14 protein-coding genes are annotated in these 17,034 nt (G+C 68.6%); 6 read left to right on the top strand and 8 right to left on the bottom strand.

All coding sequences use genetic code 11. The annotated features are described in order from the left end of the window. Position 1: 1 nt before the first annotated feature. Genes LF262_RS08430 through LF262_RS08420 form a run of 3 tightly spaced genes read right to left on the bottom strand, consistent with a single transcriptional unit; the run spans position 2 to position 4,010 of the window. Complete coding sequence (locus tag LF262_RS08430; RefSeq protein ID WP_235779855.1) at positions 2–1,786, bottom strand: ABC transporter permease; 1,785 nt, start codon at positions 1,784–1,786, stop codon at positions 2–4. Beyond that, positions 1,783–2,880, bottom strand: a complete 1,098-nt coding sequence (locus LF262_RS08425; RefSeq protein WP_235779854.1) for an ABC transporter ATP-binding protein — start codon at positions 2,878–2,880, stop codon at positions 1,783–1,785. Before LF262_RS08425 ends, LF262_RS08430 begins: the two co-directional genes overlap by 4 nt. Before the next feature lie 35 nt (positions 2,881–2,915). Next, entirely contained in the window at positions 2,916–4,010 is a 1,095-nt protein-coding gene (locus LF262_RS08420; protein WP_235779853.1) for a PrpF domain-containing protein, read from the bottom strand. 343 nt (positions 4,011–4,353) lie between these two features. Between LF262_RS08420 and LF262_RS08415 the strand changes: the two genes are divergently transcribed. Continuing rightward, positions 4,354–5,022: a GntR family transcriptional regulator gene (locus tag LF262_RS08415; RefSeq protein WP_235779852.1), complete on the top strand. Its 669-nt coding sequence runs from the start codon at positions 4,354–4,356 to the stop codon at positions 5,020–5,022. Between the two features lie 76 nt (positions 5,023–5,098). Here LF262_RS08415 and LF262_RS08410 read toward each other — a convergent pair whose 3' ends face one another. Beyond that, positions 5,099–6,283, bottom strand: a complete 1,185-nt coding sequence (locus LF262_RS08410) for a M20 metallopeptidase family protein (protein WP_235779851.1) — start codon at positions 6,281–6,283, stop codon at positions 5,099–5,101. Between the two features lie 5 nt (positions 6,284–6,288). Next, complete coding sequence (locus LF262_RS08405) at positions 6,289–6,720, bottom strand: ester cyclase (protein WP_235779850.1); 432 nt, start codon at positions 6,718–6,720, stop codon at positions 6,289–6,291. Between the two features lie 160 nt (positions 6,721–6,880). Here LF262_RS08405 and LF262_RS08400 point away from each other — a divergent pair, with 160 nt between their 5' ends. After that, positions 6,881–9,103: an ATP-binding protein gene (locus tag LF262_RS08400; RefSeq protein ID WP_235779849.1), complete on the top strand. Its 2,223-nt coding sequence runs from the start codon at positions 6,881–6,883 to the stop codon at positions 9,101–9,103. Between the two features lie 43 nt (positions 9,104–9,146). On the opposite strand, the gene LF262_RS08395 is transcribed toward LF262_RS08400, so the two are convergent. Then, positions 9,147–10,292, bottom strand: coding sequence for an AI-2E family transporter (locus tag LF262_RS08395; protein WP_235779848.1), 1,146 nt, complete (start codon positions 10,290–10,292; stop codon positions 9,147–9,149). A gap of 165 nt (positions 10,293–10,457) precedes the next feature. Then, a complete protein-coding gene (locus LF262_RS08390; protein WP_235779847.1) occupies positions 10,458–12,434 on the bottom strand; it encodes an APC family permease in 1,977 nt (658 codons plus the stop codon). Between the two features lie 249 nt (positions 12,435–12,683). Here LF262_RS08390 and LF262_RS08385 point away from each other — a divergent pair, with 249 nt between their 5' ends. Further along, complete coding sequence (locus LF262_RS08385; RefSeq protein ID WP_235779846.1) at positions 12,684–13,337, top strand: hypothetical protein; 654 nt, start codon at positions 12,684–12,686, stop codon at positions 13,335–13,337. A 25-nt stretch (positions 13,338–13,362) separates the two neighbouring features. On the opposite strand, the gene LF262_RS08380 is transcribed toward LF262_RS08385, so the two are convergent. After that, a complete protein-coding gene (locus LF262_RS08380) occupies positions 13,363–14,253 on the bottom strand; it encodes a LysR family transcriptional regulator (RefSeq protein ID WP_235779845.1) in 891 nt (296 codons plus the stop codon). 107 nt (positions 14,254–14,360) lie between these two features. On the opposite strand from LF262_RS08380, the gene LF262_RS08375 reads away from it, so the two are divergent. From LF262_RS08375 to LF262_RS08365, 3 genes are read left to right on the top strand one after another with little or no spacing between them, the layout of a single operon-like run. Continuing rightward, a complete protein-coding gene (locus tag LF262_RS08375) occupies positions 14,361–15,389 on the top strand; it encodes an amidohydrolase family protein (RefSeq protein WP_235779844.1) in 1,029 nt (342 codons plus the stop codon). 14 nt (positions 15,390–15,403) lie between these two features. After that, a complete protein-coding gene (gene ligK / locus LF262_RS08370) occupies positions 15,404–16,096 on the top strand; it encodes a 4-carboxy-4-hydroxy-2-oxoadipate aldolase/oxaloacetate decarboxylase (RefSeq protein WP_235779843.1) in 693 nt (230 codons plus the stop codon). 2 nt (positions 16,097–16,098) lie between these two features. Then, the gene (locus tag LF262_RS08365) at positions 16,099–17,034 is read left to right on the top strand and encodes an amidohydrolase family protein (protein WP_235779842.1); all 936 of its coding nucleotides are present in this window, start codon (positions 16,099–16,101) and stop codon (positions 17,032–17,034) included.

Raw genomic sequence — 17,034 nt, 5'->3', positions numbered from 1 at the left:
CTCAGCTTCTGGTCTTGCGTTCCCCGCCGACCTTCTGGGCGATGACAGCGAGGATTCCGATCACCAGGCAGTAGAGGACACTGACTGCTGCGGCGGCTTGGCTCTGCCCGTTGTCGAAGTTGTCGAAGACGAGGATGGACAGAATGCGGGTGTTGGAGGTGAACAGGAAGATCGAGGCGCTCAGCTCCCGCATGGAGAGCATGAGGAAGAGGAGGAAGGAAGACATGATGCCCACGCGCATGAGCGGCAGCGTGACGTCCAGGACCGAACGGGTGCGGCCCGCGCCCAGCATGACGGCGCTGTCCTCGAGGTCCTGGTCCATCTGAAGCATGGAGGCGGAGACGCCACGGTAGCCCTGGGGCAGGAAGACGGCCACGCAGGCGACGGCGAGGATGGCCAGCGTCCCGTAGATCGGAATCGGCAGCAGCAGCCAGGTCCACAGCAGGCCGATGCCCATCACGATGGCGGGAACCGCGAGCGGAGTCATGGCGACCAGCTCGATCAGGCGTCCTGTGCGGGACTTGGTGCGGTACCGGACGTAGGAGGCGATGAAGCTCAGGGCCGTGCCGGAGAACGCTGCGATCAGGGCGACCAGGATGCTGTTCTTCAGTGCCAGCTGGAAGTCGTTGGACGAGAGGACCTCGAGCAGCTTTGCGAAGCTGAGCGAGTTCGCCTCCAGCAGCTGGGCGGTGGAGGAGACAAAGGGGGTTGCCTGCATGGAAGCGGTGAGCAATGCCAGCATGGGCAGCACCACGGACACTGCGAAGTAGGCGAGCGCGAGGACGGTGAAGGGCCAGCGCAGCTTGTGCAGCGGCACCCGACGGGGGCGGTTGCCCTTGCCCGTCATGGTCGTGAACTTGCGCTTGTTGAGGATGCGCTGCTGGATGACCGTCACCGCCATGAGCGCGAGCGTCAGGATGACGGCGACACTGGCCGCCTGGTTGCTCTTGGCCGGCGTGGCGCTCATCAGGCGGTAGATGTACGTGGGGAGCGTGTCCACCCCGGCTGGATTTCCGATGACCTGCGCCACGGGGAAGTTCTCCATGGTCAGGGCGAACACGAGCACAGCGGATCCCAGGAGGGCCGGGAGGGCCAGCGGCAGGGTGACGGTACGGAGCATGGTGCTCAGCGGTGCGCCGTGCACGGTCGCCGCCTCTTCGAGGTCGGCATTCATCATCGACAGCGAGCTGTGCAGCAGCAGGAATGCGTAGGGCGCATAGAAGATGCCGAGGACGAAGACCAGGCCCGGCAGGCTGTAGATGTTCAGGACGGCGTCGATCCCGAGATCCCGCAGCAGGATATTGATGTAGCCGGCGCTGGGCGAGGAGAGCAGCGACCAGGCGAGCGCTCCCACGAGAGCGGGGATGAACATGGGGGCCATCCCGATGAAGAAGATGAACCGCCGCCAGGGTGCATCGGAGCGGGCGCAGACGAAGGCGAGGAACGCGCCGATCACGAGCGCAATGAGGGCGGACCCGGCCCCGACCATGAGGGAGTTGACGAGGGCGCCGAGGGCTTCGGGCGTGGCCAGGAGGGCCATGTTGGAGAAGGTGAGGCCGCCCAGGGAGATGTTGCCCGGGCGGGGGACGCTGTCGGAGAAGGCGGCCAAGAGGACGAGGCCGAGGGGGAAGACGACGAGGACAGCCAGGATGGCCAGGACGACGAGACCGGTCGTGTTCTTCCTCAGGGCCGCGAGGCCGCGGGCGGAGCGGTGCCCCTGGCCCGAGGGACGCGGCGCGGTGCGGGGGCTCGCTTGGCTGGTCCGCTCAGCTGTCCGGAGGCTCATGCGAAGACCTCCGCCGGCAGGATCTGGACTTCACGGGCGTCGACGGCGACCCAGACGCGGTCGCCGACGTTGTGCTGCTCTCCGCGCCTGAGGGTCCCCAGGGCGTCCAGTTCAGGGCCGGCTTCGAGCTCGATCGCGTACCGGACGTCGTTGCCCTGGAAGCCGGCCACCCGGACCGTCCCGGGCCATGAGTTCGGGTTATCGGTGGGGGCCGAGGTGACCTGCAGGTGTTCTGCGCGGATGCACACCTTGGGGGAGTGAGCCGCGACGGTCTCGCCGTGCGAGGCCTCGATGAGGAGATCGCCGTCCGCGACGCGCGCTGTGGTGCTCCCGTCCGCCGTCGTGATGCCGGCGCATTCCATGATGTTCGAGACGCCGAGGAAGTGGGCGATCGAGGCGCTGGCGGGGGCCTCGTACATGTCCCTCGGTTCCCCCAGCTGCACGATCCGGCCGCCCTGGAGAAGGGCGATCCGGTCGGCCAGTGCGAAGGCCTCGTGCTGGTCGTGGGTCACGTACACAGTAGTGAGCCCGAGCTTCAGCTGGATCTCGCGGAGCTCGACCCGGAGTCTGTCCCGCAGCCTGGCGTCGAGGTTGGAGAGCGGCTCGTCGAGCATCAGCACGCTGGGGCGCATCACAAGGCTCCGCGCGAGCGCCACGCGCTGCATCTGTCCGCCGCTGAGAAGGCTCGCACCCCGGTCGGCGAACTGCTCCAGGCCGACGAGCGTGAGGGCTTCGATGACGCGCTCGTCGATCTCGGCCTTGCTGAGCCGCTTGCGCTTGAGCGAATAGGCGACGTTCTGGGCCACCGTCATGTGGGGCCAGACGGCGTAGGACTGGAAGACCATCCCGACGTTGCGCTTGTTTGGAGGAAGGTTGATTCCCCGCTCTGAATCGAAGACCACGACGTCGTCGATGATGATCCGACCCGAGGTCGGTTCCTCCAGCCCGGCAATGCAGCGCATGGTGCTGGTCTTGCCGCAGCCCGACTGGCCCAGCAGGACCAGGGATTCACCGTCTTCGATGTCGAGGTTGAGGTTGTCGATGGCAGTGAAGCTCCCGTACTTCAGCTGCAGATTCTGGATGCTGATTTTCATGGCTGGTCCTCAGAGGGTGGTTTGCAGGTTCGGGTTCAGTCGCGCGGCACGAGGATGGTGCCCTCGCTGATCACGCGCGCAGAGCGTTTGAAGGAGACTTCGCTCGGCGCCAGGGCATCGAGGGCAACTGCGGCGGTGCCTTTGAGCAGGTGGATCATGAGGCTGGGGTCACCTCCGTTGCCGATGGCGCGCTGGCTCACCACGCTTCCCGCCGCGCCGGAGGCCGCGGCGATGGCCACGGCGCTGGTGAGTCCGATGGCCGGATGCAGGGCACTCATGGAGATCATCCGGGCAGCAACGCCGGTCGACCCGTGGGGAGGTGCGCCGACGATGCCGACCTTGGGGACAGAGCTGAGGCCGGCCGGAAGGTTCATCTTGCGCGCGGCGGCTGCCCGCAGCCTGGGTGCTAGCTGGACCAGCGACCCCAGCTCCGCGGCGTCCTCGTTCGCGGTCAGGCCCAGGCTGCGGGCGTCGAAGAGCGCGGCCGGAGCTCCGGCATCGATCAGGGTTGCCGGGTACCGATGCCCGTCGAGCTCGATCTCGTCGATGGCACTGCCCGTCGGATATTCCTGGCCGTAGCTGGACCAGGAGCCCTTCTGGAAGATGACGTCCACGGGGACGCCGGGGTAGTGCTGTCCGTCCAGCCGGCGCCCGCCGTACAGCGGAACCCGGGCATCCGGCGTCGGGATCTCGCAGACCAGCCGCAGTCCTGTCACCGTGTTGAGGATCGGAACCCGGGTGACCTCGGCGGACGCCTGGACGAGGCCGCTGTGGATGGCATAGAGACCGAGGGCGGTGGCGCAGTTGCCGCAGTTGCTGGCCCACTCAACCGCAGCCTCCTCGATGCCTATCTGCGCGAACCTGTAGTGGACCGTTCCGCTCGCGTCGGTCCCGTCGACCACGATTGCCTTGCTCGTGGTGGACGAGGCTCCCCCCACTCCGTCGATCTGGCGCAGGTCCGGTGAACCGAACGTCCGGATCAGCAGTCGTTCTGCCTCGCCGGCGTCTGCGGGAAGGTCCTCGGCCCGGAAGATCCAGCATTTGCTCGTGCCGCCGCGCACAAGGGTCGCAGGAACGGACAGGACGGCCGAAGGCCCGACCTGGGTCTCTGCTGGGGATAGAAGCGCCATTGTTTCTCCTGGTCGGCCGAGGCAGGGATGCCGTCAGCGGTCAAGTAAGCCGATCTGCGAGGCACCGAGTACCAAAAAACGGTTCCCGTATGTCGCCGATCACAGACAGTATACTGTTTGAAAGAACGGTGCAACAGATTGAGATTTTGGAATACAGAGCGGATTGCGGGGGTGCCGCCGCGATCCGCTCGACAGGCGAAGGCGCCCGGCGATCGAGCGATCTGATTAGGCGGCGTATACGCTGTGTCCACTTAGGGGCGAACGGTATGCACTCGGCTAGAATCGGGTGAGGAGGGCCTAGCGCCAGCCATCCCCTCCACTTACATGAGACCGGAGGAAATCCGTGGCGTCACAACCAGTGATGAGTCCGTACCTGATGATCCGGAACGCGATCATCTCGCAGGAGTTCCCTCCGCGCGCTCAGCTCGTGGAGAGCGCCTTGGCCAAGAAGTACAACGTGTCCCGGACCCCCATCAGGGAAGCCCTCAGGCGTCTGGAGACCGAGGGCCTCGTTGAGCGCTATGGCTCGCGCATGCAGGTCCGCGAGTACAGGCCGGAAGAGATGCTCGACCTCTACGAAGTGCGGACGTTCCTCGAGGAAGCTGCTGCCAAGACTGCGGCCCTGAGGCACACGGACATGGACATGATGCTCATCGAGCGTGCGCACCAGGCAATGCGCGACCTTGATTTCGACGCCGCGACACCGGCCGAGCTGGCGGCAGCCAACCGCACCTTCCACGAGCGGGTCTGGACGGCCAGCCACAGCGCGGCGCTCCTTGACCTCCTGGATCGCATCCTGGTCCACTTCATCCGCTATCCCGGCACCACGCTCTCGACCCGAGACCGGTGGAACCAGGTGCTGAAGGAACACGAGGAACTCGTCGCGGCGATTCGTGAGCGCGATGCCGAGGCGGCGGGCAAGATCGCGAGCGCGCACATGGACGAGGCCAAGAACATCCGCATCCAGATGTACATCGACGCCCAGGAGATCAACTCTCCTGGTCTTCGCTAGACCACCGGCCGGCTGACTGAGCGCCAGAGGAGCGCACGACGGCGGGTGCCCACCCGCCGTCGTGCGCTCGGCTGGGCTACCAACCGAGGTCCGCAGCGTACAGCAGCGACCGGCAAAGCACCCGCGCCGTGCCCAGGACGGCCCGCTCGTCCACCCTGAATGCGGGGTGGTGGTGCGGCGGATAGCCCGGGCCACCGCTTCCGATGCCGAGGAAGAGCCCCGGAACGCGCTGGGAGAACTCGGCGAAGTCGTCGCTCGCGGTCAGCGGTGGCATCTCGATGACGGCGGCCAGCCCGTCTGCCTCGATCGATTCCCTCGCGGCGGATGCCAGCCGGGGGCTGTTGGCCAGGACGGGGGCATGCCCGGTCCACTCGACGAGGGCGCTGCACCCGAGTGCCCCGGCCACTCCGGAGAAGACCTCCTCGACGCGGTGCATGGCGCGGCGTTCCACCTCGGTCTCGAGCCACCGGAGATTGCCGAGGAGAGCCACCTCCTCGGGAGCGGCGTTGGCGGCGTTCCCGCCGCGCACCGAGCCGATCCCGGCCACGAGGAGCTCCCCCGGGGAGGTCTCCCGCGCGACGAGGGCCTGGAGTGCGGTGCACGCATGGGCCGCGGCCACAATGGCGTCCGCGAACTGCCCCGGTGTGCCCGCGTGGCCCGCTCCTCCGGCCACGGTTGCCCGGAAGAAGTCGGCCCCGGAGAGCACCGGGCCGGAGTTGACGGCGACCGTCCCGTACGGGAGTGCGGCGAGCACGTGTGCGCCGAGGGCGGCGTCGACGCCCTCGAGCACACCGTCCGAGATCATCCCGGCAGCGCCCGCGAGGAGCTCCTCGGCAGGCTGGAAGCAGAACCGCACCGATCCCCGGAGCTCCTCCCGGTGATGCGCCAAGACCTCCGCGATGCCTATGAGCGCGGCGAGGTGTGCGTCGTGGCCGCAGGCGTGCGCCGTCCCGCTGGTCGCAGCGAACTCCTCGCCAGCTGCCTCACGTACCGGGAGGGCATCGAGCTCGGCCCGGACCAGGATCCGGGGCCCCGGAGAGCCTCCCTCGAGATCCGCGACGACTCCCGTGCGGCCCACGCCGTTCCGCACCACGAGCCCGAGCCGGCCGAGCAGCCGCGCCACGGTAGCCGCCGTCCAGCGCTCCTCGAACCCCAGCTCGGGGTGTCCGTGGAACTGCCGCCGCAGGCGCACGAGCGCCGCTTCGCGTTCTGCCAGCTCGCGGTCCACCCGTGAGGCAACGGCGGGGAGGGCCTCCGCCACCCCAGTCATGATCCGGCTGGCTCTGGCGCCGGGATCAGGCCGAGCTGCATGAGCATCGCCAGTTGGTCCACCACGTGCCAGTGCTCGGTGAGCCGGTCCCCGGCCACGCGGTAGATGTCGATACCGGCAATGTCGAAGGCCTTTCCCGTGGCCGGGAGGCCGAGGAACTCCCCGACGTGCGTGCCGCGGTTGCGCCAGCGCACCACGACGCGGTCCCCCTCCGCGATGACGTCCTCTACCGTGAAATGAGGCTCAAGCGCATCCGCGAGCGCCGAGACCCGGTCTCGAAGTCCTTGCCGGCCCTCGCCCTGGCCGGGGAGTGGATCGTTCTCGGCATAGTCCTCGGCGGCGATCTCATCGATCACCTCGAACTGGCGGCGGTTGAGAACGTCCTCGTAGAAGCGGGCGACGAGCGTGCGTGACATCTCGGTAGACATGGTGTCCTCCTATGGTGTGTTGTTCCGATGCGACAAGGGTCCCGCGCAGCACCGGCCGCCTCCATGACGGGAACCCACCGACTAGCCCACCGAGTCCGGTCCGCGCCTGCTGCCGCCCGCGCGGGCGCCGCCCTACTCTTGATGCAGAGAGAAGGTGGCCATGGGAGCAGGCACCGAGCTCTCCGGCACACTCCGGCGCCTCCGGTTGGCGGCCGGGCTGACGCAGGAGGGCCTCGCCGAGCGCGCGGGCATCAGCGTCCGCGCGGTGAGCGACACCGAGCGCGGTCTAAGAACCCGGCTCTACCCGGGCACCGCCGCACGGGTGGCGGACGCGGTGGGCCTTGTCGGCACGGAACGGGACGGCTTCACTGCACTCGCGCGGGGGCTCGCCGGAACCGCGCGGATCCGGCCCGCTCCGCTGCCGCCCTCCCGGACGCCCCTGCTGGGCCGGGGCGACGCCTTGGCCAGCGTGACCGGCCTCCTCCGAGACCCCGCCACCAGGCTCGTGACCCTCACCGGTCCGGGCGGGGTGGGCAAGACGCGACTCGCCCTCGCGGCGGCGGGCGAGTGCGCGGCGTCGTTCGACGACGGTGCGGCCTTTGTCCAGCTGGCGAGCTGCCACGACGCGAGCTCCGCTGGCCTCGCGATCGCGACGGCGATCGGCGCCAACGCAGCGCAGGGCTCGGTGCCGGACCTGGTGTGCGAGGCGATCGGCACCCGCCGGATCCTCCTGGTGTGCGACACGTTCGAGCACGTCCTCGACGCTGCGCCTCTCGTGGGCAGCCTGGTGAGCCGGTGCCCGAACGCGCTGGTGCTGGTGACGAGCCGGGCCGCGCTGAGGCTGGGGGCCGAGCAGATTGTCCCCGTCGAGCCGTTGACTTCCGCGGCCGCGGCCGAGCTGTTCGCCGAGCGCGCGGCCGCCGTGCGGCCCGGCATCGATCTGGGCAGTGGCCGGCAGGTCGTGGAGGAGATCTGCGACCGCGTCCAGCGCCTCCCCCTTGCCGTCGAGCTCGCCGCGGCGCGGGTGGCCCACCTCGGCCTCGCCGACCTGCGGGACCGGCTCGAGGGCCAGCTCGGCATCCTGACCGTTTCCCCGGTGGACGACGACGAGCGGCACCGCACCATCGAGGCCACCGTCGCGTGGAGCTACCGGCTCCTCGAGGAGCCCGCCCGGGAGGCGCTTGCCCGGCTCGCGGTGTTCGAGGGCTGGACGCTGGCCGCCGCGGAGAAGGTGCTTGGCCGGGATCCGCTGCCCGGCGTCAGCCTGCTCGTGGACCAGAATCTGGCGGCCGCTCCGGCCCCGGGCGCGGAGCACGGACGCTACCGGATGCTGGACGTGGTGCGTGAATTCGGCAGGGCCAGGCTCCTTGATTCGAGCGCCGAGGCCAGCGTGCGGGACCGGCACGCGCTGTGGTTCCTCAAGGAAGCGCAGCTGGCCGCCACCGCCATGCGCCAGACCGGCCAGCGCAGCGCGCACCGCGCGACCGCCGCCGACCTCGGCAACCTCCGGCTCGCGTTCCAGTGGCTCCAGAGCACGGGACGAGGGGCAGACGCGCTGCGGCTGGCGAGCTCGCTGTGGATGTTCTGGCTCTGGGAGGGCGGGTTCTCGGAGGGCCGGGCCTGGCTGCGCTCGGCACTGGAGGCCGCGAACGACGTCGAGCCCTCCCTCGCGGCGACGGCTCGGTGGGGTGCGGGCTGGCTCGCCTATCTGCAGGGCGATATCGATGAGGCGCGGGTCCATGCAGCCGCACTCGCGGTCCAGGCCGAGGCGAGCAGCGGCGTCGTGCATCGTCGGAACGCCCTGACGCTTGCGGGAATGATCGCCCTCTCCGACCGCCGCCTCGAGGACGCGGCACGGCTGCTCACGCAGGCACTCGACTCCCTGCGCTCGCAGGCGGGCGGCGCGGAGGACCCGTGGATCCTCGCGGTGTCCAACCTCAACGACGGCGCGGGACTCGCCCACACGGGCCGGCTCGAGGATGCCGCGCATCGGTTTGCCGAGGCACGCGACCGCTTTGCCGAGCTCGGCGATGAGACCTACCGTGCGCGTGCGCTCCGGCACCTCGCGGCGATCAGCCTCCTCACCGGCGATGTGGACGCCGCCCGGGAGGGCCTGGACGAGAGCCTCGCCACCGCGGAGGGCGCGGACGACCGGTTTGGCCTCGCCGAAACCCACGAAGGGCTCGCGCATGTTGCGGCCGTCACCGGGGACCCACGATCTGCGGGCGCGCTCGCAGCGAGGGCGGCGGCCATCCGCCGGGCGCTCGGCATCGCGCCGCATCCCTTCGACGCCATCCTCGCGGACCGGCACCTCGGGCCGTTGCACGGCACAGAGGCGTTCGAGGCCGGGTGGCGGGAGGAGGCATCGTCAGGTGCTGTCTGAAAGGTGCGGTGCCACCTCGGAGTGACGTCGCGTCCCTGTGGGCCTACGCCTCGCGGTCTGTCACCACGGGCTCGGAGCGGTGCGTCCCGGCGGGCCCGGTCGCGGTAGCCTCTGTGGTCTCTCCGCGGCCGGTGAAGGTCTTGATGATGGACCATGCCACCGCCGTGGTGGGAACGGCCAGCAGGGCCCCGATGATGCCCGCGAGCACGGTACCCGACGCGAGGGCGAGGATGATCCCGAGCCCGTGGATCGAGAGGACCCTGCCCATGAGGAGCGGCTGGAGGAGGTGGTGCTCGATCTGGTTCGCGGCAAGGACCACGATGAGCACGATGAGGGCCACGCCAGGGCCATTGGAGATGAGCGCGATCCCGACGGCGAGGAAGCCTGCCAGTGTTGCGCCCAAGATCGGGATGAAGCCGCCGATGAAGATGAACACGGCCAGCGGCACCGCCAGCGGCACCTGCAGGATCAGCAGTCCAATGCCGACGATGATCGCATCCGCGGCCGCGACTAGGGCGGTTCCCCGCACATAGCCGCCAAGCACGTGAGTGCTCCGTTCCGCGGCCAGGTACGCCTTCTGGCGGTGCGATGGCGGCATGAACCACAGCACGAACTCGAGAATCTGGCGCCCGTCCTTGAGGAAGAAGAAGAGGATGACGGCCATGAGGATCAGGGAGGTGATGATCTCGCCGGCCGTCCGGGCGCCCGTGAGCGCCTCCGCCCCGATGCTGCCGGAGGTGAAGAAGTGCTGGATAGAGTCCTTCGCTTGGGTGATCTGCTCGTCGCTGACGCGTGCCGGCCCGTTGTTGAGGAAGGTGTGGAGCTGTTCGAGGCCTGTTGTGAAGCGCTCCGCGAGCTCGTGCGCCTGAGCCCGGATCAGGAACACGATCCCTGTGATGATCCCGCCGAATACCACCAGGATGGCCACGAAGGAGGCCAGCACCGCCAACGCCCGCGGCCATCCGCGGCGGTGCAGCCAGCGGACGAGGGGGAGGATCGCGCAGGCCAGGATCCCGGCAATGACCACGGGGATCACCACGAGCGGGATCCTGAGCAGGATCCACACGACGGCCCAGAGGAGGGCGCCGACGGCGAGGGCCTGGACCGAACGGATGCCGGCCCGGCCGAGGGGGTCAGTGAAGAGGCCGGCGAGCTGGCGCCGGTCGGGGCTGTCAGGCGTATCGGACATGGAGTCCTCGTTCCGGGTCGGTTGCCGTCGAGACTGTTCAGGGTATCGCGGTCTGGGAAAAGTTCTGGGAGGAGGGCCGATGCGCTGTCCCAAGTCCTGCCGGCCGCCGCAGATGCGCGGACAACGCACGTCGAGACGACTCGGGTGGACTGCGCCCGAAGTACCTCAGCCTACGTGCACCCACGGCCGCTGGGTGACATCCGGTACCGCCTGGCGCAGCACCTCGCGGGTCACCGGCGCGATCTCCCCCTCGCCGAAGAACATGAAGCGCAGGAGATTCCGAACCGGGTTGCCCTCGGTCCAGCGGAAGTAGATGTGGGGCATGAGGCCCGTGACGTCCCGGATGTGCAGGAGCACCGAGGCGATCGTGTTGGGGATGACGGGGCCGTGGACCTCGAGCACCCGGTACCCGTGGCGCATGGTCCCGTGGACCTCGAGCTCGGTCTCGAAGTCCGAGGAGTCATCCACCATCACCTCGAGGAAGACGACGTTGTCGTCGAGGGGGAGGTGGCTCACCTCGCTCACGGAGCGGAGCTTGTCGCGGTAGGCCTGGCTCGTGAGCCTGAGTGGCTCGTGGGCGATGATCTGCACGGGCCCCGAATCCGTTGCTGCGACGAATTCGACGGCCTTCTCGTCGAAATGGATGCCGGTGGCGTGCAGTTCGAAGGAGCGCCGGGCGCGGGAAATGAAGGAGATGACGATGATCGCGGCGATGAAGATCGCGGCGATCTGGATTCCCTCGGGCCGTTCGAACATGTTCGCCGCGGTGGTGTAGACGAAGACGGCGGCGATGACCCCGAACCCGATCGAGGCCCTGCGCTGGCCGCGATCGCGGGCAGAGAGGGTCACGGCAACAGCGGCGGACGTCATCAGCACCAGCACCCCTGTGGCGTAGGCACCGCCCTGGGCCTCGACGCTCGCCTTGAAGATCAGCGTGACGAGGATCGCCACGAACGTGAACACTAGGACGAGCGGGCGGCTCGCCCTCGTCCACTGCGGCGCCATGCCGTAGCGGGGCAGGTAGCGGGGCACGAGGTTGAGCAGGCCCGCCATGGCCGAGGCGCCGGCGAACCAGAGGATCGCGATGGTGCTGATGTCGTACACGCTGCCGAAGGCAACGCCCAGGTACTCGTGCGCGAGCAGCGCCAGGGCACGGCCGTCCGCCGCGCCGCCGGGCTCGAACTCGTTCTGCGGGATTAGGACGACGCTGGTAAAGCTGCTCGTGAGGAGGAACGTGCTCATGATGAGCGCCGCGACGGTCAGGAGCCGCTTGGTGCCGCGGATGCGGCCTGCCGGGTTCTCCTCCGTGTCGGCGGCATCCCCTCGGATCTGAGGCATGACGGCGACGCCGGTCTCGAACCCGGACATGCCGAGCGCGAGTTTGGGGAAGACGAGGAGAGCAACGGCGACCATCAGGAGCGGGTTGCCGTGCGAGGTGGTGAGGGCCTGCCACCAGTCGCCGACGAGGACGGGATGGGTGAGCGCGTGGCCGAGCGTGACGAGCACCAGGACGGCGTTGAGGAGGAGGTAAACGCCGACGAGGACGACGGCGACGCCGATGGCCTCCTTGAAGCCGCGCAGGAACACGGCGGCGAGGAGTGCGAGGAGCACCAGGGTGACCACGAGGTTCTGGTCCTGCAGCCATCCCGGCACAAGCGGGTTGGCAATCAGGTGGGCGGCGGCGTCGGCCGCGGAGAGCGTCATGGTGATCATGAAGTCCGTGGCGGCGAACCCGAGGAGGGCCAGTACGAAGAACTTCCCGCCCCACCGTGGCAGGAGCCGCTCGAGCATCGCGATCGACCCGGAGCCGCTGTGGCTCTCTACCGAGACCCGCCGGTAGACGGGGAGGGCGCCGAAGAGGGTCACGACGACGAGCACCAGCGTCGCCAGCGGGGAGAGCACCCCGGCCGCAACGACGGCGATGGCCGGCGCGTAGCCGAGGGACGAGAAGTAGTCGACCCCCGTCAGGCACATGACCTGCCACCATCTGTGCTTCTTCTCGTGCCCAGCTGCAATCGCATGCGGCCCGGGATGGACTGCCTGCCCCTGATGGAGGTCTTGCAGCAGCCAAGCCTTGAGGGAGCCGCTCCGCCCTCTCCTGCTCGCCCGCGGCTCCGCCGGGGGCCGGCTCAGAGTTGTCACAGCAACACCCTTCTATGGTCCAGTTCGTCTGCGGTCCAGTCCGTGTCGGACTGTGGAAGCGTACCCGTAGGTGCCAGCTCCCAGACTGGCCTTTACGCAATCCTTGCAGTGGCTGTGCCTCAGTGGCGGGGCTTCTGGAGCCGCTGCCGTTGGTCCCCGGCCCCACGCGCCGTCGTGCTCCTGCCACGCCGGGGAGCGCCCCAGACCCTCGCCGGTCCGTCCTCCGAGCGGCGTGGGTACCCTTGACCCATGGCTTCTTCCGCGCCCGCTCCCGAGACACGCTGGGACCCTCTCACAGCGCAGGCCGCGGCAGATCTGCTCGCGTCGTCGCCCGTCCGGTGGTGGCTCTCGGGGGGTGTCGCGCTCGACCAATGGCTGGGCGAGCCTGTTCGCGAGCGCCCCAACACGGACGTGAGCGTGGTGTTCGGCGACCTGCCGCAGCTCGTGGCGAGCCTGCCGGCGGGTTACGACGCGTGGGCGGTGCGCGATGAAGAGGACCTGGTGCCGTTCGCTGACGTCCAGCAGGGCGACGAGGTGCAGCCTGTGCTCGTCCGCGATGTCGACAAGAACGCGTGGGTGCTGAAGGTCAACGTGGAGGACGGCGCTCCGCGCGTCTGGGTGTACAAGCGTGATCCACGGCTGCAGCTGCCCTGGGACCGCGCGGTGCTCGACATCGGCGGCATCCCGACGGGGGCACCCGAGGTGCAGCTGGTCTGGAAGGCACTGCGGCCCCGCCCGGAAGACGACGTCGACAAGGACGCCGTGCTGCCGAAGCTCTCCGAGGAGGCGCGCGCCTGGTACGAGCGCTGCATCCTCTCGATCCACCCGCACTCCTCGTGGTCGATCCACGTCCGGAGTCCCTTCGCGCCGGCGAAGGCCAGCTGGAACCGCAAGCGCAGCTGACCCGCTGCGGCTCCTGAACTCGCGTCTATTCGCGGACGGCGGCCAGGACCAGCGAGCGGAACCACCGTTGTGCTGGCGTCAGGCTCGGATCGCGCCGCGTGTACAGCGACACGGGGGTGCTGTGGCCCGGCCATGGAAGGTCGGCGATGAGCAGGCCGGGGAACCACCCGCAGAACACCTCGGCGACGTGCCGCGGCAGCAGGACAACGAGGTCCGTTGCCTCCAGCACAGCGGGCACGGTCGCATACTCCTCCACGGTCAGCACGACCTCCTGCATCAGCCCGTGCTCGGTGAGCGTCTGCAGCGGGAAGATGTGCCCCCCGCGTGCCGAGACCCGGAGGAAGTGGCGTCCCGCGAACATCTCAGGCCCGGTCGGCGGCAGGGGGTGTGCTCCGGAGACAAGTGCCACATACTCGACGGCGCGCACATGCGAGCGCCACAGGCCCGGGCTGCCGATCATCGACACGGTCATCGCCAGATCGATCGTTCCCCGGGTGAGCCCGTCCTCGACCTGATCCGAATCGAGCCTCTCCACCTGCAGGTGCGGCCGGGCGTCCTCGCGTGCCAGCCCCGTCATGATGGGCGGAAGGAACGTCTGCTCGCCGATGGAGGTGAGCCCGAGGATCAACTCACCGCTGAACCCGGCTGGCTCGAACGTGTCCGGCTCGTCCACGGTCGCGTCGATCTGCGCGAGCGCTTCGTGGATCGGGCCGAAGAGCTGGGTGGCCCTCGACGTCGGCACCATGTCGTGCCCCTCGCGCCGGAACAGTTCGTCGCCGAAGCGCGCTCGAAGCCGTCGCAGCGTATAGCTGACGGTCGGCTGCGTCACGTGCAGTCGCTCGGCGACGGCGGTCACGCTGCGCAGCTCGTAGAGCACTACGAAGGTGCGAAGCTGGTTGAGGTCGGTCAACGCCATGTATTGATTGTATCTATGCGGGGTGCGCCCTAAATCTATTCGACTGTATGCGTGGACGTCCCTAGCATGGAGACATACCCCGCTCCAAGTGACAAGGACGACACTCGTTGATCATCGACATCCATGGCCACTACACGACAGCCCCAGCTCAGCTGGGCGCCTGGCGCGATAAGCAGATCGCCTTCTCCGAAGGGCGGGGTGAAGCCCCCGATCCGGCGGCGCTGCACATCTCCGACGATGACATCCGCGAGACAATCGAAGCCAACCAGCTCAAGCTCATGAATGAGCGCGGCAGCGATATCACGGTCTTCAGCCCCCGCGCCTCGTTCATGGCCCATCACATCGGCGACCTCGAGGTCAGCAAGACCTGGGCACGGATCTGCAACGACCTGTGCGCCCGGGTGGGCGAGCTCTTCCCCGACCGGTTCCTCATGGGGGCCATGCTGCCGCAGTCGCCGGGCGAGGATCCGGCCACCACGGTCGCCGAACTGACGCGCGCCGTCGAAGACCTCGGCGCGGTCACTGTCAATCTCAACCCTGACCCCTCCGGTGGCAAGTGGACGGCGCCGGCGTTGACGGATCGATCCTGGTACCCGGTCTACGAGAAGCTCGTCGAGTACGGGATCCCGGCCATGGTGCACGTCAGCACGTCCTCCAAGCCGGTGTTCCACACCACCGGGGACCACTACCTGAACGCCGACACGACCGCCTTCATGCAGCTGCTCAAGGGCGACCTGTTCCGCGACTTCCCCGAGCTCAAGCTCGTCATCCCGCACGGCGGCGGCGCTGTTCCCTACCACTGGGGCCGATTCCGCGGCCTCGCCATGGCGCTGGGCAAGCCCGAGCTCGAAGAGCACCTGCTGAACAACGTCTTCTTCGACACCTGCGTCTACCACCAGCCCGGAATCGACTTGCTCACCAAGGTCATCCCGACGGACAACATCCTCTTCGCCAGCGAGATGATCGGCGCCGTCCGCGACATCGACCCGCGCACCGGCCACTACTTCGACGACACGAAGCGGTACGTCGATGCCACCGAGAACCTGACCGACGCGCAGCGCGCGCAGGTCTTCGAAGCCAATGCCCGCCGCGTGTACCCGCGCCTGGACCGTGCCCTGACGGCGCGCGGGCTGTAAAGAGGAGGAACCTCATGCGACTGAACAACCTCGGACTCATCCACACGAACATCGAGCGCCCCGACCCGGACGATGTCGCACGCCTCTCGAAGTTCGGCGTCGCGACGATCCATGAGGCGATGGGGCGTGTCGGCCTCCTGCGCCCCTACATCCGCCCGGTGTACACCGGCGCGAAGCTCTGCGGGCCGGCGGTCACCGTGCTGCTGCAGCCCGGCGACAACTGGATGTTCCACGCCGCCGCCGAGCAGGTGCAGGAGGGGGACGTCATCGTCGCCGGATGCACCACCGAGAGCGAGGACGGCTTCTTCGGCGAGCTGCTCGCCACCTCGCTGACCGCGCGCGGCTGCAAGGGCCTCGTGATCGACGGCGGCGTCCGCGACGTGGCGGACCTCGAGAAGATGGACTTCCCGGTGTTCTCCCGGGCCATCAATGCCAAGGGCACGGTCAAGGCGACGCTCGGTTCGGTGAACGTCCCGGTCGTCGTGGCGAACGCGCTCGTCAACCCCGGTGACGTCGTCGTTGCGGACGTCGACGGCGTCGTCGTCGTCCCGCGCCAGCTCGTCGGCGCGGTCGCCGAGGCCAGCCAGAAGCGCGAGGACAACGAGGAGTCGAAGCGCCAGAAGTTCCGCGAGGGCGTGCTCGGCCTCGACCTCTACGGCATGCGGGAACCGCTCGCCGCCGCCGGCCTCGAGTACGTGGAGAACTGACCATGGCGCACGGAAAGACGACGGGCGGCTTCGAGAAGACCGCCGGCTGGCTGGACTGGTACGAGGGCCCCTCCAAGCCCACCTTCCGGCTGCCTGCCGGCGCGGTCGACGCCCACTGCCACGTGTTCGGCCCCGGCGCCGAGTTCCCCTACGCGCCCGAGCGGAAGTACACGCCCTGCGATGCCTCGGCGGAGGAGCTCTTCGCCCTGCGCGACCACCTCGGATTCGAGCGCAACGTGATCGTCCAGGCGACCTGCCACGGTGCCGACAACCGCGCGCTGGTCGACGCGCTGCGCCGCAGCGAAGGGCGGGCGCGCGGCGTCGCGACCGTCCGGCGCGACGTGACCGACGAGCAGCTCGCCGAGCTGCACGAGGCTGGTGTCCGCGGCGTGCGCTTCAACTTCGTCAAGCGCCTCGTCGACCGGGTCCCCACGGACTCGCTCGAGGAGATCGTCGCGAAGATCGCGCCCCTCGGCTGGCACGTGGTCATCTACTTCGAGGCCGCGGACCTGCCCGACCTCTTCGACTTCTTCTCCAGCATCCCGACCGACGTCGTCGTCGACCACATGGGCCGCCCCGACGTGACCAAGGACCCGAATGGCCCGGAGTTCGAGCTGTTCCTGCGCTTCATGCGCGAGAATGCGAACGTCTGGACCAAGGTCTCCTGCCCCGAGCGCCTCTCCGTCACTGGCCCGCGCGCTCTCGACGGCGAACAGCACGCCTACACCGACGTGGTGCCGTTCGCCCGACGCGTGGTCGAGGAGTTCCCCGACCGCGTGCTGTGGGGCACCGACTGGCCCCACCCCAACCTCAAGGACCACATGCCGGACGACGGACTGCTGGTCGACTACATTCCCCAGATCGCGACGACGGCTGAGCTCCAGCAGCGGCTGCTCGTGGACAATCCCCGTCGCCTGTACTGGCCCGAAGGAGCATGA

The organism is Sinomonas notoginsengisoli, from assembly GCF_021554725.1.
GTDB lineage: Bacteria > Actinomycetota > Actinomycetes > Actinomycetales > Micrococcaceae > Sinomonas > Sinomonas notoginsengisoli.
This window is presented reverse-complemented; position numbering and strand designations above follow the sequence as displayed.